Origin of the sequence: Pseudomonas sp. Irchel s3f19 (genome assembly GCF_900187555.1) — a bacterium.
Taxonomy (GTDB): domain Bacteria; phylum Pseudomonadota; class Gammaproteobacteria; order Pseudomonadales; family Pseudomonadaceae; genus Aquipseudomonas; species Aquipseudomonas capeferrum.
Window position 1 is genome coordinate 1 of record NZ_FYDW01000002.1, and the last position, 21,556, is coordinate 21,556.

At 64.1% G+C, this 21,556-nt stretch carries 18 protein-coding genes; 13 read left to right on the forward strand and 5 right to left on the reverse strand.

The genetic code is table 11. The features are described 5' to 3' along the window. Positions 1–384: 384 nt before the first annotated feature. From CKW22_RS03930 to CKW22_RS03940, 3 genes are read right to left on the reverse strand one after another with little or no spacing between them, the layout of a single operon-like run. Entirely contained in the window at positions 385–1,152 is a 768-nt protein-coding gene (locus tag CKW22_RS03930; protein WP_033701554.1) for a heme ABC transporter ATP-binding protein, read from the reverse strand. Next, the gene (locus CKW22_RS03935; RefSeq protein WP_162181160.1) at positions 1,152–2,135 is read right to left on the reverse strand and encodes an iron ABC transporter permease; all 984 of its coding nucleotides are present in this window, start codon (positions 2,133–2,135) and stop codon (positions 1,152–1,154) included. The genes CKW22_RS03930 and CKW22_RS03935 overlap by 1 nt, the downstream gene beginning before the upstream one ends. A gap of 50 nt (positions 2,136–2,185) precedes the next feature. Continuing rightward, a complete protein-coding gene (locus tag CKW22_RS03940) occupies positions 2,186–3,070 on the reverse strand; it encodes a hemin ABC transporter substrate-binding protein (protein ID WP_033701556.1) in 885 nt (294 codons plus the stop codon). Between the two features lie 149 nt (positions 3,071–3,219). Here CKW22_RS03940 and CKW22_RS03945 point away from each other — a divergent pair, with 149 nt between their 5' ends. After that, a complete protein-coding gene (locus CKW22_RS03945) occupies positions 3,220–3,537 on the forward strand; it encodes a Rieske (2Fe-2S) protein (RefSeq protein WP_047583822.1) in 318 nt (105 codons plus the stop codon). On the opposite strand, the gene sfsA is transcribed toward CKW22_RS03945, so the two are convergent. After that, positions 3,527–4,240: a DNA/RNA nuclease SfsA gene (gene sfsA, locus CKW22_RS03950; protein WP_033701558.1), complete on the reverse strand. Its 714-nt coding sequence runs from the start codon at positions 4,238–4,240 to the stop codon at positions 3,527–3,529. The two genes, CKW22_RS03945 and sfsA, sit on opposite strands and share 11 nt — an antisense overlap. Further along, positions 4,240–5,412 (reverse strand): pyridoxal phosphate-dependent aminotransferase, encoded by a 1,173-nt coding sequence (locus CKW22_RS03955; RefSeq protein WP_033701559.1) that lies wholly within the window; start codon positions 5,410–5,412, stop codon positions 4,240–4,242. Before CKW22_RS03955 ends, sfsA begins: the two co-directional genes overlap by 1 nt. Before the next feature lie 210 nt (positions 5,413–5,622). Here CKW22_RS03955 and dksA point away from each other — a divergent pair, with 210 nt between their 5' ends. From dksA to CKW22_RS04015, 12 genes are all read left to right on the forward strand, one after another. Continuing rightward, positions 5,623–6,069, forward strand: a complete 447-nt coding sequence (gene dksA, locus CKW22_RS03960; protein WP_095063786.1) for an RNA polymerase-binding protein DksA — start codon at positions 5,623–5,625, stop codon at positions 6,067–6,069. A gap of 63 nt (positions 6,070–6,132) precedes the next feature. Then, positions 6,133–7,020, forward strand: coding sequence for a tRNA glutamyl-Q(34) synthetase GluQRS (gene gluQRS, locus CKW22_RS03965; protein ID WP_095063787.1), 888 nt, complete (start codon positions 6,133–6,135; stop codon positions 7,018–7,020). A 301-nt stretch (positions 7,021–7,321) separates the two neighbouring features. Then, positions 7,322–7,498: a hypothetical protein gene (locus CKW22_RS03970; protein ID WP_003250005.1), complete on the forward strand. Its 177-nt coding sequence runs from the start codon at positions 7,322–7,324 to the stop codon at positions 7,496–7,498. After that, positions 7,482–10,457 carry a sensor histidine kinase gene (locus CKW22_RS03975; protein WP_077068659.1) on the forward strand — a complete coding sequence of 992 codons (2,976 nt, stop codon included), beginning with the start codon at positions 7,482–7,484 and terminating at the stop codon, positions 10,455–10,457. The genes CKW22_RS03970 and CKW22_RS03975 overlap by 17 nt, the downstream gene beginning before the upstream one ends. Before the next feature lie 4 nt (positions 10,458–10,461). Then, entirely contained in the window at positions 10,462–11,901 is a 1,440-nt protein-coding gene (locus CKW22_RS03980; RefSeq protein ID WP_047583820.1) for a sigma-54 dependent transcriptional regulator, read from the forward strand. Positions 11,902–12,891: 990 nt separating this feature from the next. Then, positions 12,892–14,280, forward strand: coding sequence for a polynucleotide adenylyltransferase PcnB (locus tag CKW22_RS03985; RefSeq protein WP_033701566.1), 1,389 nt, complete (start codon positions 12,892–12,894; stop codon positions 14,278–14,280). Further along, complete coding sequence (gene folK / locus CKW22_RS03990) at positions 14,277–14,756, forward strand: 2-amino-4-hydroxy-6-hydroxymethyldihydropteridine diphosphokinase (RefSeq protein ID WP_033701567.1); 480 nt, start codon at positions 14,277–14,279, stop codon at positions 14,754–14,756. The genes CKW22_RS03985 and folK overlap by 4 nt, the downstream gene beginning before the upstream one ends. A 246-nt stretch (positions 14,757–15,002) precedes the next feature. Next, positions 15,003–15,803 carry a 3-methyl-2-oxobutanoate hydroxymethyltransferase gene (panB, locus tag CKW22_RS03995; protein WP_033701569.1) on the forward strand — a complete coding sequence of 267 codons (801 nt, stop codon included), beginning with the start codon at positions 15,003–15,005 and terminating at the stop codon, positions 15,801–15,803. Then, positions 15,800–16,663 (forward strand): pantoate--beta-alanine ligase, encoded by an 864-nt coding sequence (panC, locus tag CKW22_RS04000; RefSeq protein WP_033701570.1) that lies wholly within the window; start codon positions 15,800–15,802, stop codon positions 16,661–16,663. Before panB ends, panC begins: the two co-directional genes overlap by 4 nt. 195 nt (positions 16,664–16,858) lie before the next feature. Further along, entirely contained in the window at positions 16,859–18,523 is a 1,665-nt protein-coding gene (gene pgi, locus CKW22_RS04005) for a glucose-6-phosphate isomerase (protein ID WP_033701571.1), read from the forward strand. A 154-nt stretch (positions 18,524–18,677) separates the two neighbouring features. Then, positions 18,678–20,612 (forward strand): acetate--CoA ligase, encoded by a 1,935-nt coding sequence (gene acs, locus CKW22_RS04010; RefSeq protein WP_095063788.1) that lies wholly within the window; start codon positions 18,678–18,680, stop codon positions 20,610–20,612. 42 nt (positions 20,613–20,654) lie between these two features. Beyond that, a complete protein-coding gene (locus CKW22_RS04015; protein WP_047583818.1) occupies positions 20,655–21,524 on the forward strand; it encodes an oxygenase MpaB family protein in 870 nt (289 codons plus the stop codon). Positions 21,525–21,556: the final 32 nt, after the last annotated feature.

Consider the following 21,556-nt stretch of genomic DNA (forward strand, 5'->3'; position numbering starts at 1 on the left):
TTATCTCTGCGCGCAGGCGGGCATCCTGAGCGCCTTTGCGAAGTTTGATCCGGCGTAGCAGTTCCGACTTTTCAGTTTCGGAAAGGGTAATGACGGTTGCTGGTCGGCCCATGTCGATGCCCTTGGAGAGTTGGCTTCCACAGAGCCTAGCTCAGATTTTCAGCGGTATTTGTGAAACACCACACTAGGCTCTATACGAAAAGTTTTGTGGGAGCGGGCTTGTCCCGCGATGGAGTGCGAAGCGCTCCTGTACCCGATATTAAATAGTGTCAAAGACGCCGCGAATTCAGGCTTTGCTGCCGCGTTGCGGCAGATCGCGGGGCAAGTCGGATCGCCGCACCGCCGCTCCCACAATGATGAATGACCATACTTTTCGTACAGAACCTAACGCGTGATGATCAGCGGGTGGCCGCGCTCGGGGTGCGCCTGCACCAGCACATCGATGCCGAACACCGCCTTCAGTGCCCCCGGCGTCAACACCTCCTGGGGTGATGCAAGGGCATGGCAGCGGCCCTGTTCGAGCAGCAGGATACGATCACAGTAGCGTGCCGCCAGGTTCAGGTCATGCAGGATCACCAGCACCGCAGCGCCGCGATCAGCGAAACGCCGCACCGCTTGCAGGGTCGTGTGCTGGTGCAGTGGGTCGAGCATCGAGGTCGGTTCGTCAAGCAGCAGTGTAGTGCCCTGCTCACCTGGCCACAGCTGGGCCAGCACGCGGGCCAGGTGTACCCGTTGCCGCTCACCGCCCGACAATGCCAGGTAGCTGCGCCCCAGCAGGTGCCAGGCATCCGCCGCACGCAAGGCCGCTTCGACGATCTCGGCGTCGCGCAGCTGGCCGCTGCCATGGGGCATCCGCCCCATCGCCACCACCTCTTCGACCCTGAACGAAAAGCCCAGGCTGGACACCTGCGGCAGCACCGCCAGGCGCTGTGCCCGCGCCTGCCCGGCCCAGTCAGTCAATGGCCTGCCCTGTAGCGTCACTCGCCCCTGGCCGGGGGCCAGCTCGCCACACAACACCCCCAGCAGGCTGCTCTTGCCCGCGCCATTGGGGCCGAGCACACCCACGACCTGCCCCGGGGTCAGTTGCAGGTGGATGTCATGCAGCACTTCATTGCTGCCCCGCCGCAGGTGCAGGCCCTCGACTTGCAACATCAGCTACGCCCTCGAATCAGCAGGACCAGGAAAAACGGCGCACCGATGAGGGCGGTGACGATACCGATCGGCAGCTCGGCCGGCGCCAGCACCAGCCGCGCCACCAAGTCGGCGAACAGCATCAGCACACCGCCGGCCAGCAGCGAGGCGGGCAACACCACCCGATGGTCGGGCCCTGCCAGCAATCGCACCAGGTGCGGCACCACCAGGCCAATGAAGCCGATCAGCCCGGCGGCGGCCACCGCCGCACCCACCCCCAAGGCGGTACAGAACACCAGTTCGCGCTTGAGCCGCTCCACCTCGATACCCAGGTGCCGCGCCTCCGATTCACCCAGCAGCAAGGCATTCAGCGCCCGCGCCCGACGCGGCAACCACAGCGCCACGCCCCCGGCCACCATCAGCAGCGGCCACAACCGCTCGTAGCTGGCACCATTGAGGCTGCCCAGGTTCCAGAAGGTCAAGGTGCGCAAGGTGGCATCATCGGCCAGGTAAGAGAACAAGCCCACCGCTGCGCCGCCCAATGCGGTCATCGCCACGCCGGCCAGCAACATCGTGGCGACATTGGTCTGGCCGTCACGCCGCCCCAGGCGATAGACCAGCGCGGTCACCCCCAGGCCACCGATAAAGGCACACAGCGACAACAGATAGGGCGCGAGCACATCGGGCATGCCGCCAAACCAGCTGCCACCGACGATGGCCACCGCAGCGCCCATCGCCGCCCCGGCAGCGACCCCCACCAGCCCCGGGTCGGCCAGCGGGTTGCGGAACAGCCCCTGCATGGCCACGCCGGACAGCGCCAGCACCGCCCCGACCGCCAGCCCCAGCAAGGTGCGCGGCAGGCGGATCTGGCCGAGGATCATCTCGGCCTGCTGCAGGTCATCACCCGCCACGGGCAGCCCCAACAAACGCAGGCCCGCGCGCAAGGTATCGAACAGCGGCAGGCTGACCGGCCCCAGGGCCAGGGACAACCACACCGCCAACAGGCACAACAGGCTCAGGCAGACGATCAGTGTGCGTGGCTGAACGCGCTGCTTCATTGCGCGAAGCTGGCCTTGGCTGCTGGGTAGAAGGCCCCAGCCAACGTGCGCAGGGACGCCGGCAAGCGTGGCCCAAGGCCGCCCACCAGCAGCGTCGGGTCGAGTGACACCAGGCGCTGCTCACGCACCGCACGGGAGGCCGCCAGCGCCGGGTTCTCCTTGAGCAACGCCTGCAGCGCCTGCTCATCGGCCAACGCACGGTCGGAAAACACCACCACGTCCGGGTCCAGCGCTGCCAGCGCTTCGCTGGAGAAGTTCTTGTAGCCTTGGTGCTCCGCCAGGTTGCGCGCCCCGGCCTGTCGCAGCAGCCAGTCGCCCGCGGTGCCTTGGCCAGCGATCAACGGCTTGGCACCGGCATGGCCAACCAGCAGCAACACGCCGGGCGCCTTCTGGCCCACCTGGGCTTGCTTGACCTCGGCCTGCAGCCCATCCAGCTGCTGGCGATAGCCTGTTGCCAGCGCAGTGGCTTGTTGCTCTGCACCAAGCAACTGCCCCAGGTGCCTGAGGTTTTCATCGACCGCGTCGAGTTCGGCCTTGCTCGAGAACAGTTCAACCCGCACGCCCGCCTTGCGGATCTGCGCCAGCACCGGTGGCGGCCCCATCTCTTCGGTACCCACCAACACATCAGGACGCAGGCTCAGAACGCCTTCGGCGGACAACTGCCGCTGATAACCGACACTCGGTAGCGCCTTCAGCGACTCGGGGTGTTGGCTGGTGGTATCGACGCCAACCAGGTGCGCTTCGCCGCCCAGCGCACTGACCCATTCGCTAAGCGCGCCACCAGCGCTGACCCAACGCTGCGGCAGTTCGGCAGCCAGGGCCTGGGTAGACAGCACTAAACCTGCGCACAGGGCGATCAGGGCGACGGGGCGGCGCATCATCGGATTTCCTTCTGAAGGCGGGCCGCGCGCCTTGTGGCGGGCGGCGGAACTGCGCACCATAGACGGCTGGGCGCAGCGAATGCGGGCAATTTGATAATTATTCGCATTGAAGCGTCAAGCCATCACGTGTTTCACGAGTCTTCCTTGCCATGCACTTGCTTTGTACTTCCAGCTCATTGGCCGAGGGCCACAGCCGCGCCTTCAGCGTAGACGGCGTCGACCTGCTCGGCGTCCGCCGCCAGGGCCAGGTGTACCTTTATCGCAACCGCTGCCCACACCGGGGCATCCCCCTGAACTGGGCAACCGATGCGTTTCTCGATGACAGCGCCAGCCTGATTCACTGCGCCCATCATGGCGCCTTGTTTCTTATAGAGAGCGGCGAATGCGTGGCTGGGCCTTGCGAGGGCGATGCGCTGCAGGCCCTGGGCTGCCACGAAGACAGCCAGGGCATCTGGCTCACGGGTTGAGCAACACGGGCAATGGGCGGTTGATGACAATGCGTTCGGCATCCAGATGGGTGCCGTAGGCCAGCACCTCGACCCCTTCAGCCACGGCGGCGCGCAACGCCTCGGCATAGGCCGCGTCGATTTCCTCGGCTGGGCGCACCGCTCCGACCCCGGTCAGGTTCACACAATAAAGCTGCACGGCACGAACACCATTGCGGGCCAACGTCGCCAGCTCGCGCAGGTGCTTGGCGCCGCGCTGGGTGACGGCATCGGGAAATGCCGCAACATCAGTGTCGGGGTAGCCCAGGGTCACGCTCTTGACCTCGACATAGGCCGGGCCGCTGTCGAACTCCAGGCGAAAATCGATGCGGCTGCCCTCTTCGCCATAGGCCACTTCGCGCCTGAGCGCCGTGAAGCCGGCCAGCTCGCTGATCACCCCGGCCCGCAACGCCTCTTCAACCAGTGCGTTGGCGCGCCCGGTGTTCACGCAGGCCAGCCGCCCCTGTGGCGTTTCGCTGATTTCCCAGGTGCCGGGCAGCTTGCGCTTGGGGTCGTTGGAGCGGCTGAACCACACCTGCCCGCCTTCGCGCATGCAGTTGAGCATGGAACCGGTGTTGGGGCAGTGAATGGTCAACTGCTCGCCACTGGCCAGTTCGATGTCCGCCAGAAACCGTTTGTAGCGACGCAGCAGGCGCCCCTGCTCGAGTGGAGGGAAGAATGCCATCAGCCTTGCCAACTGCGCAGGCCGCGAGCGATACGCTGCACCGCCTGCTCCAGGCGCGGCAGGCTCTGGGTGTAGGCAAAGCGCACGTGATGCCCTGCCAGGTGGCGGCCAAAGTCCAGCCCAGGGGTAAACGCCACGTGCTCGGTTTCGAGGAAGTGCCGGCAGAAGGCGAAGGCATCGCCGCCGAAGGCGCTGATGTCGGCATACAGATAGAAGGCCCCCTGGGGCTCCACGGCAATGCCGAAGCCCAGCTCGCGCAACGCCGGCAGCAGGTAGTCGCGACGGCGGGCGAACTCGGCACGGCGCGCTTCCAGAATCGCCAGGGTTTGCGGCTGGAAGCACGCCAGCGCAGCATGCTGGGCCATGCTCGGCGCACTGATGTACAGGTTTTGCGCGAGTTTCTCCAGGTCAGCCACCGCGCCAGGCGGCGCCACCAGCCAGCCCAAGCGCCAGCCGGTCATGCCGAAATACTTGGAAAAACTATTCAGCACAAAGGCTTCATCGTCCACTTCCAGCACACTGGGGGCATCCATACCGTAGGTCAGCCCGTGGTAGATCTCGTCCACCACCAAGTGGCCATGGCGTTCGCGGGTGGCGGCGGACAGGCTGGCCAGCTCGGCACGGTCCAGCACCGTTCCGGTCGGGTTGGCCGGCGAGGCGACCAGGGCGCCGACCGTGTCCTTGTCCCAGTAGCGCTCAACCAGGTCGGCTGTCAGTTGGTAATTGACCTCTGGCCCCACCGGCACCAATTGTGCGCCGCCTTCAACCAGGCGCAGGAAGTGGCGGTTGCAGGGGTAGCCCGGGTCGGCCAGCAACCAGTGCTTGCCGGGGTCGACCAACAGGCTGCTGGCCAGCAACAGCGCGCCAGAGCCGCCTGGGGTGATCAGAATGCGCTCGGGGTCGACACTCACCCCGTAACGCTGCCCATAGAAACCGGCGATCGCCTCACGCAGCGCCGGCAGGCCACGGGCGGCGGTATAGCGGGTGTGGCCCGCAGCCAATGCCGCCTGGCCGGCCTCGACGATGGGCGCAGCCGTGGTGAAGTCCGGTTCGCCGATTTCCAGGTGGATCACGTCGTGCCCGGCCGCCTGCAGCTCGTTGGCCCGCGCCAGCAGCGCCATGACGTGGAAGGGTTCGATGGCGCGGCTGCGCGCACTGTAGGGGTGGGCCATGACCTTCTCTCAATTGGGTCTAAACTGGAGATTCTACCTCTGCGCACTACCGAACGTGTGGCTCGCACCGCTGTCAATTATCTGGATCGGGCGGGGTAGCGCACCCCTGATCTATCTGGTAAGTTCGGCGGCTAGCAGTCGCAGGGCCGGTAGTTGCCGGAGATGGAGCAGCCTGCGCATTGGATCAGATGAGTAAGAGGCGGTCTATTCATGTCCACCCTAGAAAAGCAAAAATCGAATCAATCTCTTCATGGCGTCGATCCTTACGAGGTAAAAAAGGGTGAGGAGTACATGGGTAAGCCCATGCGAGATCACTTCACCAAAGTCCTCAACGCCTGGAAACAAGACCTCATGGAGGGTGTCGATAAAACCGTCGACCACATGAAGGAAGAAGCGGCCAACTTCGCTGACCCTGCAGACCGTGCAAGCCAAGAAGAAGAGTTTGCACTGGAACTGCGTAGCCGGGATCGCGAGCGCAAGCTGATCAAGAAGATTGATAAAACCCTGCAGTTGATCCAGGACGAAGAATACGGCTGGTGTGAATCCTGCGGCATCGAGATCGGCCTGCGCCGTCTGGAAGCCCGCCCAACCGCCGACCTGTGCTTCGACTGCAAGGAAATCGCGGAGAAAAAGGAAAAAACCGTCGGCAAAGGCTGATCCTTTTCCCATCCGAACGGGGCGCATCTTGCGCCCCGTTTCATTTTCAGACGCACGACAGCCATGAACGACTCCAGCTACATCGGGCGCTTCGCCCCTACCCCCAGCGGCTTTCTGCACTTCGGCTCGCTGGTCGCCGCCCTCGCCTCCTGGCTCGATGCCCGCGCCGTCAATGGCCGCTGGCTGCTGCGCATGGAAGACACCGACCCGCCCCGGGAAATGCCCGGCGCCCGCGATGCCATCCTGCAGACTCTGGAGCGCTACGGGTTGGCGTGGGACGGCGAGGTGGTGTTCCAGAGCCAGCGCCACGATGCCTATGCAGCCGTGGTCGACCGCCTGTTCAACATGGGCCTGGCCTACGCCTGCACCTGTTCGCGCAAACAGCTCGAAGGCCACAACGGCATTTACCCGGGGTTGTGCCGTAACGCCGGGCATGCCCGCGAAGGTGCGGCGATCCGCCTGCGGGTGCCGGAGTTGATCTACCGGTTCAGCGACCGGGTGCAGGGCACGTTCGAGCAGCATCTGGGCCGCGAGGTAGGCGACTTCGTCATCCAGCGCCGTGATGGGTTGTATGCGTACCAACTGGCGGTGGTGCTGGACGATGCTTGGCAGGGTGTTACCGACATCGTGCGGGGCGCCGACCTGCTCGACAACACCCCACGGCAGCTGTACCTGCAGGAGTTGCTGGGCTTCTCACAGCCGCGCTACCTGCATATTCCGCTGATCGTGCAGCCGGATGGGCACAAGCTGGGCAAGTCGTACCGTTCGCCGCCCCTGCAGGCGGAGCATGCTACACCGCTGCTGTTGCGGGCATTGCGGGCGTTGGGGCAGGAAGCAGACCCCGATTTGCTGTTGGCTACGCCGGCTGAAGTGTTGGCGATAGCCCGCCAGCAGTGGCGGCCGGAGGCGATTGCGCAGCGGACCACAGTGCCTGAAGCTGATTTGCGCTGAGCCTCGGATCTGACCGGCCAATGCGGTCAGTGTAGGAGCGGCCTTGTGTCGCGAAGGGCTGCAAAGCAGCCCCGGCAATAGGTGCGGCAGAGCTGAAATCCTGGGGCCGCTACGCGCCCCATCGCGACACAAGGCCGCTCCTACAGGAATCGCGTGATGCTAAACACCGCGCATCTCACCAAAAACAAAAGCCCAATACTTTCAAAACCTTGGCTAACGCAATGGATTCCCGCTAGCATCCCCCCCGCCATTTGCGCCAATAATAAGTCCAAGCCCGCAGCGCCCAACCATCGAGGCCAGCATGTACATCTATCGTTTGGTCCTGCTTCTGGTCGTGGGGATCTACCTGTTCTCCCCGGCCATCATGGACTGGTGGATCGAACCAACCGGTGCCTGGTACCGCCCCTACCTGCTCTGGCTGATCCTGATCGTCGTCACCTTCATCCTGCAGAGCCAACGAGATGCCGATGAGCTTTAGCCTGACCCAGATGATCCTGATCAGCGCCGCGTACCTGATGGTACTGTTCGGCGTGGCCTGGATCAGCGAGCGCGGGCTGATTCCCCGTTCGATCATTCGCCACCCGCTGACCTACACCCTGTCGCTGGGCGTGTATGCCAGTGCCTGGGCCTTCTATGGCTCGGTCGGCCTGGCCTACCAGTACGGCTATGGCTTCCTGGCCTGCTACCTGGGGGTTTCCGGGGCCTTCCTGCTGGCGCCGGTGCTGCTCTACCCCATCCTCAAGATCACCCGCACCTATCAGCTATCGTCCCTGGCCGACCTGCTGGCGTTTCGCTTTCGCAGCACCTGGGCCGGCGCGCTGACCACCGTCATCATGCTGATTGGCGTATTGCCGTTGCTGGCCCTGCAGATCCAGGCGGTGGCCGATTCGATCAGCATCCTTACCGGCGAGCCGGTCAAGGCCAGGGTGGCCTTCGCCTTTTGTGCACTGATCACCCTGTTCACCATCTTCTTCGGCTCGCGGCACATCGCCACGCGCGAGAAGCACGAAGGGCTGGTGTTCGCCATTGCCTTCGAGTCGGTGATCAAACTGCTGGCCCTGGGCGGTATCGGGCTGTATGCCTTGTACGGTGTGTTCGGCGGCCCGCACGAGCTTGAAGTGTGGCTGCTGCAGAACCAGACCGCCCTGGCCGCACTGCACACACCGCTGCAGGAAGGGCCATGGCGCACCCTGCTGCTGGTGTTCTTCGCCTCGGCCATCGTCATGCCGCACATGTACCACATGGCCTTTACCGAAAACCTCAACCCGCGCTCGCTGGTCAGTGCCAGCTGGGGCCTGCCGCTGTTCCTGTTGCTGATGAGCCTGGCCGTGCCGCTGGTGCTATGGGCCGGCCTGCGCCTGGGCGCCAGCACCAACCCCGAGTACTTCACGCTGGGCCTTGGCATTGCTGCCAACAACGAGGCGCTGGCGCTGCTGGCGTATATAGGCGGCCTGTCAGCGGCCAGCGGGTTGATCATCGTCACCACCCTCGCGCTGTCGGGCATGGCCCTCAACCACCTGGTGCTGCCGCTGTACCAGCCGCCGGCCGAAGGCAACATCTACCGCTGGCTGAAATGGACACGCCGCGCGCTGATCGTCGCCATCATCACCGCCGGCTTCATGTTCTACCTGACCCAGAACAACCACCAGAGCCTGGCCAACCTGGGCATCGTCGCGTTTGTCGCCACCTTGCAGTTCCTGCCGGGCGTGCTGTCGGTACTGTATTGGCCGACCGCCAACCGCCGCGGCTTCATCGCCGGCTTGCTGGCCGGCACCCTGGTGTGGATGGTGACCATGCTGCTGCCGCTGCTGGGCAATCTGCAGGGCTTCTATATCCCGTTGCTGGACATGATCTATGTGCTCGACGACACCAGCTGGCACATGGCGGCCATCGCCTCGCTGGCGGCCAACGTCTTGCTGTTTACCCTGATCTCGCTGTTCACCAACGCCAGCAGCGAAGAGGTCAGCGCCGCCGAAGCGTGCGCGGTGGACAACGTGCGGCGCCCGCAGCGCCGTGAGCTGCATGCCGCCTCGCCGCAGGAGTTTGCCACCCAACTGGCCAAGCCATTGGGCGCCAAGGCCGCGCAGAAAGAAGTGGAACAAGCACTGCGCGACCTCTACCTGCCATTCGACGAGCGCCGCCCCTACGCGTTGCGCCGCCTGCGCGACCGCATCGAGGCCAACCTCTCGGGCCTGATGGGCCCGAGCGTGGCCCAGGACATGGTCGAGACCTTCCTGCCCTACAAGTCCGGCAACGAAAACTACGTCACTGAAGACATCCACTTCATCGAAAGCCGCCTGGAAGACTATCACTCACGCCTGACCGGCCTTGCCGCCGAGCTCGACGCCTTGCGCCGCTACCACCGCCAGACCCTGCAGGAACTGCCCATGGGCGTGTGCTCCCTGGCCAAGGACCAAGAGATCCTGATGTGGAACAAGGCCATGGAAGAGCTCACCGGCATCGCTGCCAAGCACGTGGTCGGGTCGCGCCTGGTGACCATCGGCGAGCCGTGGCGCGGCCTGCTGCAAGGCTTCATCGACCTGCCCGACGAACACTTGCACAAGCAACGCCTGGCCCTCGACGGCCAGCCCCGTTGGCTGAACCTGCACAAGGCCGCCATCGACGAGCCACTGGCACCGGGTAACAGCGGCCTGGTGCTGCTGGTCGAAGACCTGACCGAAACCCAGGCCCTGGAAGACAAGCTGGTGCACTCCGAGCGCCTGGCCAGTATCGGCCGCCTGGCGGCGGGCGTGGCCCACGAAATCGGCAACCCGATCACCGGCATCGCCTGCCTGGCGCAGAACCTGCGCGAAGAACGCGAGGGTGATGGCGAGATCACCGAGCTGTCGAGCCAGATTCTGGAGCAGACCAAACGGGTCTCGCGCATTGTCCAGTCGTTGATGAGCTTCGCCCATGCCGGTGGCAGCCACCAGAACAGCGAAGAGCCGGTGTGCCTGGCCGAAGTGGCGCAGGATGCCATCGGCCTGCTGGCGTTGAACCGGCGCAACTTCGAAGTCCAGTTCTTCAACCTCTGCGACCCGGAACACTGGGCCGAAGGGGACCCCCAGCGCCTGGCCCAGGTGCTGATCAACCTGCTCTCCAATGCCCGCGACGCGTCGCCGCCCGGCAGTGCCGTGCGCGTGCGCAGCGAAATCAGCGAACACACCGTCGACCTGATCGTCGAAGACGAGGGCAGTGGCATCCCGAAGAACATCATGGACCGCCTGTTCGAACCCTTCTTCACCACCAAGGACCCGGGCGAAGGAACCGGACTGGGGCTCGCTCTGGTCTATTCCATCGTGGAAGAGCATTATGGGCAAATCACCATCGACAGCCCTGCCGATATCGAACGGCAACGTGGCACCCGGATCCGCGTGACCCTGCCCCGGCATGTCGTAGCGACGTCCCCTGAAATTCGAGACCGTCGAGAGAATTGAATCAATGCCGCATATTCTGATCGTCGAAGACGAAACCATCATCCGCTCGGCCTTGCGTCGCCTGCTCGAGCGGAACCAGTACCAAGTCAGCGAAGCCGGCTCGGTGCAGGAAGCCCAGGAACGCTTCAGCATTGCCACCTTCGACCTGATCGTCAGCGACCTGCGCCTGCCGGGCGCACCTGGCACCGAGCTGATCAAGCTCGGCCAGGGCACCCCGGTGCTGATCATGACCAGTTACGCCAGCCTGCGCTCGGCGGTGGATTCGATGAAAATGGGCGCGGTGGACTACATCGCCAAGCCCTTCGACCACGACGAGATGCTACAAGCTGTGGCGCGCATCCTCCGTGACCGGCCAAGCGCGCCCGCTGCCGCACCGGCTACCGAGCCGCGCAGCAACGGCAAGGCCGCCGCTGCCGACAAGGGCAGCAATGCCTCGGCCAACGGCGAAATTGGCATCATCGGCTCGTGCCCGCCGATGCAGGACATGTACAGCAAGATCCGCAAGGTGGCGCCGACCGATTCCAATGTCCTGATCCAGGGCGAATCGGGCACCGGCAAGGAGCTGGTCGCCCGCGCCCTGCACAACCTGTCGCGGCGGGCCAAGGCACCGATGATCTCGGTGAACTGCGCGGCCATCCCCGAGACCCTGATCGAGTCCGAGTTGTTCGGCCACGAAAAAGGCGCCTTCACCGGCGCCAGCGCAGGGCGCGCCGGGCTGGTTGAAGCGGCGGACGGCGGCACCTTGTTCCTCGATGAGATCGGCGAATTGCCACTGGAAGCACAGGCTCGCCTGCTGCGCGTGCTGCAGGAAGGCGAAATCCGCCGGGTCGGCTCGGTGCAGTCGCAAAAGGTCGATGTGCGCCTGATTGCAGCGACTCACCGCGACCTGAAAAACCTGGCCAAGGCCGGCCAGTTCCGTGAAGACCTTTATTACCGCCTGCACGTGATCGCCCTGAAACTGCCCGCCCTGCGCGAGCGCGGCAGCGACGTCAACGAGATTGCCAGCGCCTTCCTGGCCCGCCAGAGCGCACGCATCGGCCGTGATGACCTGCACTTCTCTGCCGACGCCGAACAGGCCATTCGTCATTACAGCTGGCCGGGTAACGTGCGTGAACTGGAAAACGCCGTCGAGCGCGCGGTGATTCTCAGCGAGAGCGCAGAAATTTCGGCCGACCTGCTGGGCATCGACATCGAGCTGAGCGACCTGGAAGACGACGACCTGCTCGACAACGCCCTGGGCGGCGCCAGCGCTGGCAATGCCAGCCATGAGCCGACCGAGGACCTGTCACTGGAGGACTACTTCCAGCACTTCGTCCTGGAGCACCAGGACCACATGACCGAGACAGAGCTTGCCCGCAAGCTTGGCGTCAGCCGCAAATGCCTGTGGGAACGCCGTCAGCGCCTGGGCATCCCGCGGCGCAAGAGTAACGCTACCAGCGAGTAATTCAACCTGCCCAGTGTTCGCCGCAGCAAGTGCGGCGCCTGGGAGATCGAGCGCCGCCCGCGCGGCGCTTCGCGGCGCAAGGCCGCTCCCACATCTGTTTCGGGCCAATCAATCCTGAGCCATTGGCGCGCGCCCCCTTGTTTGCCCCCTTCGATATAGCGCCGTGCACCAAAGGGTACGCGCGCCAATGGCACAGGCATAACTGGCCCGAAACAAATGTGGGAGCGGCCTTGCGCCGCGAAGCGCCGCGCGGGCGGCGCTCGATCGCATAGGCGCTGAACAGGTTGTGGCGAACACACTTGGCCTTGGGCACACCCCAGGTAACACATCAGTTACCGCAAAAATCTGTTACCCAACCTTTCAGACGTAACAGTAACCGAGGTGTACGGTAACGAAACCCCGCCATTTTCCGCCCACCAGAATCCTGCGAAAACCTGCAAACCCTTGATTTCATTGGGTTTCGAAAAGTTGGCACGGCACCTGCTATATGCTTAGTACAAAAACAATAACAAGCACTGCAACTCAGAATAAGAACAAGACGAAACGGCTCACGCACAATAAAAACAAGACGGCGGAGGCGCAGCTAACTGATTCTTTTGGAGAGGATGCGTGTTTGGGGCTTGCCCCACGACCAGGCAGAGAACAACAAAAACTGCACTAAAAAGCAGCGCCTGAACTGGTTGGATCGACAGATCAACGTGACATCAGCGGCCAAAGCAATCCGTTTGCTCTTTACCCCTGGATTAGGGGTCGTCCACAAGCTTTGCGATTTGTGGGCAGGGCACTCAACAAAAACAAGAAGCCCAGCAAAAAAATAATAAGAGCACGCAACGACTTCTTGGGGAGCTTAGGCTCCCCTTGTCGTTTCTCCCTTCTGGCAGTCATCCTGCTACCCGCCTACACCATTCCTTGAGTAAATGCTAGAATCCCCGCCCATCATGCGGCCATTCTCCTATTCTTGGCCGAACATTCCTTCAAACAGTGCATCCCATGCTGAAGAAGCTGTTCCAGTCGTTCCGCCCTCCCGTACCGGGCCAGCACCACAGGCGCACCACGCCCGAGGTGATCAACAAGAGCCAACACTCGCTGCAACGCCACCAGTTCAGCCGCCACGCGGTGAACATCGTCGAGCGCCTGCAGAGTGCGGGCTACCAGGCTTACCTGGTCGGTGGCTGTGTCCGCGACCTGATGCTGGGCATCACGCCCAAAGACTTCGACGTCGCCACCAGCGCCACGCCCGAACAGGTCCGTGCCGAGTTCCGTAACGCGCGCATCATTGGTCGCCGCTTCAAGCTGGTCCACGTGCATTTCGGCCGTGAAATCATCGAAGTCGCCACCTTCCGCGCCCACCACTCGGAAGACGACCAAGGTGATAACCACCGTTCGTCGCACAATGCCAGTGGCCGCATCCTGCGTGACAACGTGTACGGCACCCTGGAAGAAGACGCGCAACGCCGCGACTTCACCATCAATGCCCTCTACTACGACCCCGTCAGCGAGCGCATCCTCGATTACGCCAACGGCGTGCACGATGTGCGCAACCGGCTGTTGCGCCTGATTGGTGACCCGACCCACCGCTACCAGGAAGACCCGGTGCGCATGCTGCGTGCCGTGCGTTTCGCCGCCAAGCTCGACTTCGGCATCGAGAAGCACACGGTGCAGCCGATCCGCGAGTTGGCCCCGCTGCTGCGCGAGATCCCGCCTGCGCGCCTGTTCGAGGAAAGCCTGAAGCTGTTCCTCTCGGGCCAAGGTGCGATGGCCTTCGAAATGCTGGTCGACCTGCAGCTGTTCGAGCCGTTGTTCCCGGCCAGCGCGCAAGCCCTGGACGAACGCCCGAGCTACACCCACACCTTGATCAGCCAGGCGCTGACCAACACCGATCTGCGCGTCAAACAGGGCAAACCGGTCACGCCGGCCTTCCTCTTCGCCGCGCTGCTGTGGCCCGCCCTGCCGGCCCGTGTGCTGCACCTGCAAAACCAGGGTGTGCCACCGATCCCAGCCATGAACGGTGCGGCCCACGACCTGATCGCCGAACAGTGCGCACGCATTGCTATCCCGAAGCGTTTCACCCTGCCGATCCGCGAGATCTGGGACATGCAGGAACGCCTGCCACGTCGCAGCGGCAAGCGCGCCGACCAGTTGCTGGACAACCCGCGCTTCCGTGCCGGTTACGACTTCCTGCTGCTGCGTGAAAGCGCTGGCGAGGAAACCGATGACCTCGGCCAATGGTGGACTGACTACCAAGATGCCAACGACAGCCAGCGCCGCGACATGATCCGTGAGCTGGGCAGCCGCGACGAAGGTACCGGCGCCGGCCCGCGCAAGCGCAAACGCAGCCCCAGCAAGCGTAAACGCGGTGGCGACGAGGCGTTCGAGTGACAACGCGCGCCTACATCGGCCTGGGCAGCAACCTGGACGCGCCTGCAGAACAACTGCAGAACGCCTTCCAGGCGCTGGGCCAGGCCGAAGGCACCCGCCTGGTGGCGGCCTCGGGCCTGTTCACCAGCGACTCGCTGCTGCCTGGCCAGCCGCGCTACACCAACGCCGTGGCGGCGCTCGACACCTCGCTCGAGCCATTGGCCCTGCTCGACGCCCTGCAGGCCATCGAAAATGACCAGGGCCGCGTGCGCAAGGAGCGTTGGGGCCCTCGCACGCTCGACCTGGATATCCTGCTGTTCGGCGACCAGCTGATCGACGTGCCGCGCCTGCAGGTACCGCATTACCACATGCACGCCCGCGCCTTCGTGCTGTACCCCCTGGCCGAACTGGTGCCAGACGGCTTCTGCCTGCCCGATGGCCGCGAACTCGCCGAGCTCATCCGCGCCTGCCCGTTCGTCGGTCTCGAGCGCCTGTAATTCGGGCGCTCCAGGCGACGGTAACGCCAGTAACACCCTGTTAGTAACAATGCGGTAACAGGGTGATTGACTTCCCCCACCTCGCTCACGACTATAGGCGTCCCGTGTGGCACCCCTGTGCCGCATACCCGTATTTAGGCCCGGACGGACCTGCGAACATCACGCGCGATGATGTGCCGCTCCGGAAGATGACTACACGCGTTGTATGCAGTCGTTTTAACAGCGCCTGAACGAGGATTTTCCTACATGCCTGAAGTAACCCTGACCACCCTGCATGGCCTCAAGGCCAAGGGTGAAAAAATCACCATGCTGACCTGCTACGACGCGACCTTCGCCAAGGCCGCCAGCCAGGCCGGTGTCGAAGTGTTGCTGGTGGGCGACTCGCTGGGGATGGTCCTGCAAGGCCACGACAGCACACTGCCTGTGACCACGGCGGAAATGGCCTACCACACTGCCTGCGTCAAGCGTGGCAACGATGGCGCGCTGATTCTGGCCGACCTGCCGTTCATGGCGCACGCCACCCCCGAGCAGGCCTTCGCCAACTGCGCCACGCTGATGCAGGCCGGCGCCCACATGATCAAGCTCGAAGGCGCCGCCTGGCTGGCCGAGACCGTTCGCCTGCTGGCCGAGCGCGGTGTACCGGTGTGTGCGCACATGGGCCTGACGCCACAGACCGTCAACGTGCTGGGCGGTTACAAGGTGCAGGGCCGCCAGGAAGCCCAGGCGCGGCAGATGCGTGCCGACGCCATTGCCTTGGAACAGGCCGGCGCGGCCATGCTGCTGCTCGAATGCGTGCCAAGTGAACTGGCAGCGGAAATCACCCAGGCGGTGAGCATTCCGGTGATCGGCATCGGCGCCGGCAGCGCCACCGATGGCCAGGTGCTGGTACTGCACGACATGCTCGGCCTGTCGCTGAGTGGCCGGGTACCGAAGTTCGTGAAGAACTTCATGGCCGGCCAGCCGGACATCGACAGCGCCCTCGCCGCCTACGTGAAGGCGGTCAAGGACGTCAGCTTCCCCGCCAGCGAACATGGGTTCAGCGCATGAACACTGTCAAGACCGTCCGTGAACTGCGCGCCGCCGTTGGCCGCGCCCGCGGCGAAGGCAAGCGCATCGCGTTCGTGCCGACCATGGGCAACCTGCACAGCGGCCATGCCGCCCTGGTCACCAAGGCCGCCCAGCGAGCCGATTTCGTGGTTGCCAGCATCTTCGTCAACCCGCTGCAGTTCGGCGTCAATGAAGACCTCGACGCCTACCCGCGCACCCTGGCTGCCGACCAGGAGCGCTTGCTCCAGGCCGGCTGCAACCTGCTGTTTGCCCCGACTGTCGACGAGATGTACCCCGACGGCATGAGCGTGCAAACCCGGGTAAGCGTGCCCCAGCTCTCCGAAGGCCTGTGCGGCGCCAGCCGGCCAGGGCATTTCGAGGGTGTGGCGACGGTGGTCAGCAAGCTGTTCAACATGGTCCAGCCGGACCTCGCCGTGTTCGGCGAGAAGGACTTCCAGCAGCTGGCCGTGATCCGCGCCATGGTGCGCGACCTGAACATGCCCATCCAGATCATCGGTGAGCCGACCGTGCGCGCCGAGGACGGCCTGGCGCTGTCGTCGCGCAATGGTTACCTCACGCCCGAGCAACGTGTTACCGCGCCTGCGCTGTACCGCACCCTGCAGCACATCGGGGCGGCGCTTGGCCGTGGCCAGCGTGATTTTGCGGCACTGGCCGCAGAAGGGCTGGCGCAACTGACCGCTGCGGGGTTGCGCCCGGACTACCTGGAAATTCGCCATGCCGTGAGCCTGCGCCCGGCGCTGATCGATGATCGGGACCTGGTGGTGATCGCGGCGGCTTACCTGGGTAACACCCGGTTGATCGACAACCTGTACCTGCACGTGGAAGACAAGACCGCCTGATCACGCGGTTTTCCGGGGGCGTTTTGCGCCCCTTTCGCGGCGCAAGGCCGCCCCCGCAACACACCGTGCAGATGCCCCGCGATATCCCGTCACGCCCCCATTCCCCCCGCGCCGCCAATGCCTATAATGACTGCCTGCAACTGACAGCCAAGGCCAATGTCCAAGGCCTCACAACGCACCAAGGAACCCTCCGCAATGGCGTATTACCGTACACCCCATGATGTGACGGCCCTGCCCGCATGGCAGGCGCTCCAGCAACACCGCGACGCCATGCAAGACTTCAGCATGCGTGACGCCTTCGCCGCCGACCCCAAGCGCTTTGACCAGTTCTCGCTGAGCTGCTGCGGCTTGTTTCTCGACTACTCGAAAAACCTGATCAACGAACAAAGCCGTGACCTGCTGGTGAACCTGGCCAAAGAAGTCGGCCTGCAAGATGCCATCAAGTCGATGTTCAACGGCGAGATCATCAACGCCTCCGAAGGGCGCCCGGTGTTGCACACCGCCCTGCGCCGCCCGGTCGGCGACAAGCTCAGCGTCAACGGCGTCAACGTGATGCCCGAAGTGCACAAGGTGCTCAACCAGATCACTGAACTGGTGGGGCGCATCCACGACGGCCTGTGGCGCGGTTACAGCGAAAAACCGATCACCGACGTGGTCAACATCGGCATCGGTGGCTCGTTCCTCGGCCCCGAGCTGGTCTCCGAGGCACTGCTGCCCTACGCGCAACGTGGCGTGCGCTGCCACTACCTGGCGAACATCGATGGCAGCGAGTTCCACGAACTGTCGGCCAACCTGCGCGCCGAAACCACCCTGTTCATCGTTTCGTCGAAGTCGTTCAACACCCTCGAAACACTGAAGAACGCCATGGCCGCGCGTACCTGGTACCTGGCCCAGGGCGGTTCGGAAGCCGAGCTGTATCGCCACTTCATCGCTGTTTCCAGCAACAAGGCCGCCGCCGTGGCCTTCGGCATTCGTGAAGAGAACATCTTCCCGATGTGGGACTGGGTGGGTGGGCGCTATTCGCTGTGGTCGGCCATCGGCCTGCCGATCGCCCTGGCCATCGGCACCGCCAACTTCAAGGAGCTGCTGTCTGGCGCCTACACAATGGACCAGCACTTCCAGACCGCGCCGTTCGAACAGAACATGCCAGTGCTGCTGGCCCTGTTGGGCGTGTGGTATGGCAACTTCTGGGGCGCGCGCAGCCATGCGATCCTGCCGTATGACCACTACCTGCGTAACATCACCAAGCACCTGCAACAGCTGGACATGGAGTCCAATGGCAAGAGCGTGCTGCAGGACGGCACACCGGTGAACACCGACACCGGCCCGGTGATCTGGGGTGGCGTTGGCTGCAACGGCCAGCATGCCTACCACCAGTTGCTGCACCAGGGCACCCAGCTGATTCCGGCCGACTTCATCGTGCCGGTGGTGAGCTTCAACCCGGTTGCCGACCACCACCAGTGGCTGTACGCCAACTGCCTGTCGCAGAGCCAGGCGCTGATGCTCGGCAAGACCCGTGACGAAGCCGAGACCGAACTGCGCGGCAAAGGCCTGAACGAAGCAGACATCGAGAAGCTGGCACCACACAAGGTGATCCCGGGCAACCGCCCGAGCAACACCCTGGTGGTCGAGCGCATCAGCCCGCGCCGCCTGGGCGCACTGGTGGCGATGTATGAGCACAAGGTCTTCGTGCAGAGCGTGATCTGGGGCATCAATGCCTTCGACCAGTGGGGCGTGGAGCTGGGCAAAGAGCTGGGCAAGGGTGTCTACCAGCGCCTTGTAGGCAGCCTGGAAGACAGCGCCGAAGACGGTTCGACCCAGGGCCTGATCAACTACTTCCGCGGCCGTCACCGCGGTTGATGCCAGCGGGGCCAACCGCCAGCTGAAATGACAGAAGGGCTCACCGCCAAGGTGGGCCCTTCGTCTTTCATGCCCAGGCGAACCCAGCCTGGCTACACTTGTCCATCGAATAGCCGTTGCAGTCCATCGCCCCGACAAGAGCAGGACAACCGCCATGTTCGATATACGCGACTACCCCCAGGCCCTGGCCGTCAGCCAATCGGCCGCCCTCACTGACGAAGAGTACCGCCGCCTCTACCAGCAATCGGTCGACGACCCCGATACGTTCTGGGCCGAGCAGGCCAAGCGCCTGGACTGGGTCAAGCCCTGGTCGAGCGTGCAGCAATGCGACCTGAAAACCGGCAAGGCCCGTTGGTTCGACGGCGGCCAGCTGAACGTCAGTTACAACTGCATCGACCGCCACCTGGCCACGCGCGGCGAACAGACCGCCTTGCTCTGGGAAGGCGACGACCCTAAAGACGCCAAGGCCATCAGCTACCGCGAATTGCACCGCCAGGTCTGCCGCCTGGCCAATGCCCTGAAAGCGCGTGGGGTGAAAAAGGGCGACCGGGTCTGCATCTACATGCCAATGATCCCTGAAGCGGCCTTTGCCATGCTCGCCTGCACGCGGCTGGGCGCCGTGCACTCGGTGGTGTTTGGGGGCTTTTCGCCCGATGCCCTGCGCGACCGCATCCTCGATGCCGATTGCCGCACCGTGATCACCGCCGATGAAGGCGTACGCGGGGGCAAGCGCATCCCGCTGAAGCTGAACGTCGACAAGGCACTGGCCAACTGCCCCGATGTCAGCAGCGTATTCGTCGTGCGCCGCACCGGGGGCGACATCGCCTGGGATGAACGCCGCGACCTCTGGTATCAGCAGGCAACCGAGCAGGCGGGTGACGACTGCCCGCCCGAACCCATGGGCGCAGAAGACCCGCTGTTCATCCTCTACACCTCCGGCAGCACCGGCAAACCCAAAGGCGTGTTGCATACCACCGCAGGCTACCTGCTGCAGGCCACACTCACTTTCAAGGTGGTGTTCGACTACCGCGAGGGTGAGGTGTTCTGGTGCACGGCGGACGTGGGCTGGGTCACCGGCCACAGCTACATCGTCTATGGCCCGCTGGCCAATGGTGCGATTTCACTGATGTTCGAAGGCGTGCCCAATTACCCGGACACATCGCGCTTCTGGCAGGTGGTGGACAAGCACCAGGTGAACATCTTCTACACCGCGCCCACGGCCTTGCGCGCCCTCATGCGCGAAGGCTCCGGCCCGCTGCAGAGCACCTCGCGCCAGAGCCTGCGCCTGCTCGGCAGTGTTGGCGAGCCGATCAACCCGGAAGCGTGGGAATGGTATTTCGAAGAAGTCGGGCGCAAGCGCTGCCCGATCGTCGATACCTGGTGGCAGACTGAAACCGGCGGCATCATGCTCACCCCGTTGCCCAGCACGCAGCGGCTCAAGCCCGGCTGCGCCAGCCAGCCCATGTTCGGTGTGCAGCCAGTGCTGCTGGACGAAAAAGGCGCACTCATCGAAGGCCCCGGCGCCGGCCTGCTGGCCATCAAGGCCAGTTGGCCCGGGCAGTTTCGCAGCGTCTATGGCGACCATCAGCGCATGGTCGAAACCTACTTCAAGCCCCTGCCCGGCTACTACTTCACCGGTGACGGCGCACGCCGCGATGCCGATGGCGACTACTGGATAACCGGGCGCATCGACGACGTTATCAACGTGTCCGGCCACCGCATCGGCACGGCCGAGGTGGAAAGCGCGCTGGTCCTGCACGACAGCGTCGCCGAAGCGGCAGTGGTCGGCTACCCCCATGACCTCAAGGGCCAGGGGGTGTACGCCTTTGTCACGACCATGAACGGCGTGGACCCGGACGACGCGCTCAAGGCCGAACTGCTGGCCTTGGTCAGCAAGGAAATCGGCAGCTTCGCCAAACCGGAACTGATCCAATGGGCGCCGGCGCTGCCCAAAACCCGCTCGGGCAAGATCATGCGGCGTATACTGCGCAAGATCGCCTGCAACGAGCTGGAAAACCTCGGCGATACTTCGACCCTGGCCGACCCGAGCGTGGTCCAGGGCTTGATCGACAAACGCCTCAACCAATAGCCGGCGGCACATGTTCATGGCCGCCCTGAACGACAGGTCGCCATGGAAGCCCTTCGCCGCCGCATCGAAACCCAGGTCATGAGCCTCACCGGGCTGGCCCTCGGCCAGCTCGACCTGGAATCGCCCAAGGGCGACCCTGGCCTGTTTGGCCCGCAAAGCATCAGTTGGCAGGTACACGGTGACTTCCCGAGCATGCTGGTCGGCGGCATCAGTGCCCTCATGCTGCAACTGCTGCACCCTCTGGCCCTGGCCGGGGTGTGGGACCACTCGAACTTTCGCCAGGACCTGCTCGGCCGTTTGCGCCGCACCAGCCAGTTCATTTCCGGCACCACCTTTGGCTCGACCCGCGACGCCGACTGGCTGATCGAAAAGGTCCGCACCATTCACCTGCAAGTCACCGGTACCGCGCCGGATGGCCGCCCCTATGCGGCCAGCGACCCGGGCTTGCTGACCTGGGTGCACGTCGCCGAGGTGAGCAGTTTTCTCGCCGCCCACCTGCGTTACCGCAACCCGCACCTGCCGCGTGCCGAGCAGGATGCCTACTACAACGAGATTGCCCTGATCGCCGAACGCCTTGGCGCCCGTGATGTACCGCGCTCCTGCCAGCAAGTCGAAGACTACCTGCGGCAGATACGCCCGCAGTTGCAGAGCGATGCGCGCAGCTTCGAGGTGGTCGACATCCTGCTTGCCGCACCGGCCCCCAGCCGCCTGGCGCAACCTGTCGGCAAGCTGATGCTGAACGCGGGCATCGACCTGCTGCCCGATTGGGCCCAGGCCATGCTGGGCCTGCAACAAGGCCCCTTGCAGCGCCGCATGATCCGCCTTGGCCTGCAACGCACGGCGCCGGTACTGCGCTGGGCCATGCGCGACGGCTCGGCGCATCGGGCAAAACGCCGCATGGGCATCGAATGAGGCGAAATGGTCGCCTCAGCGGAACTGATTTA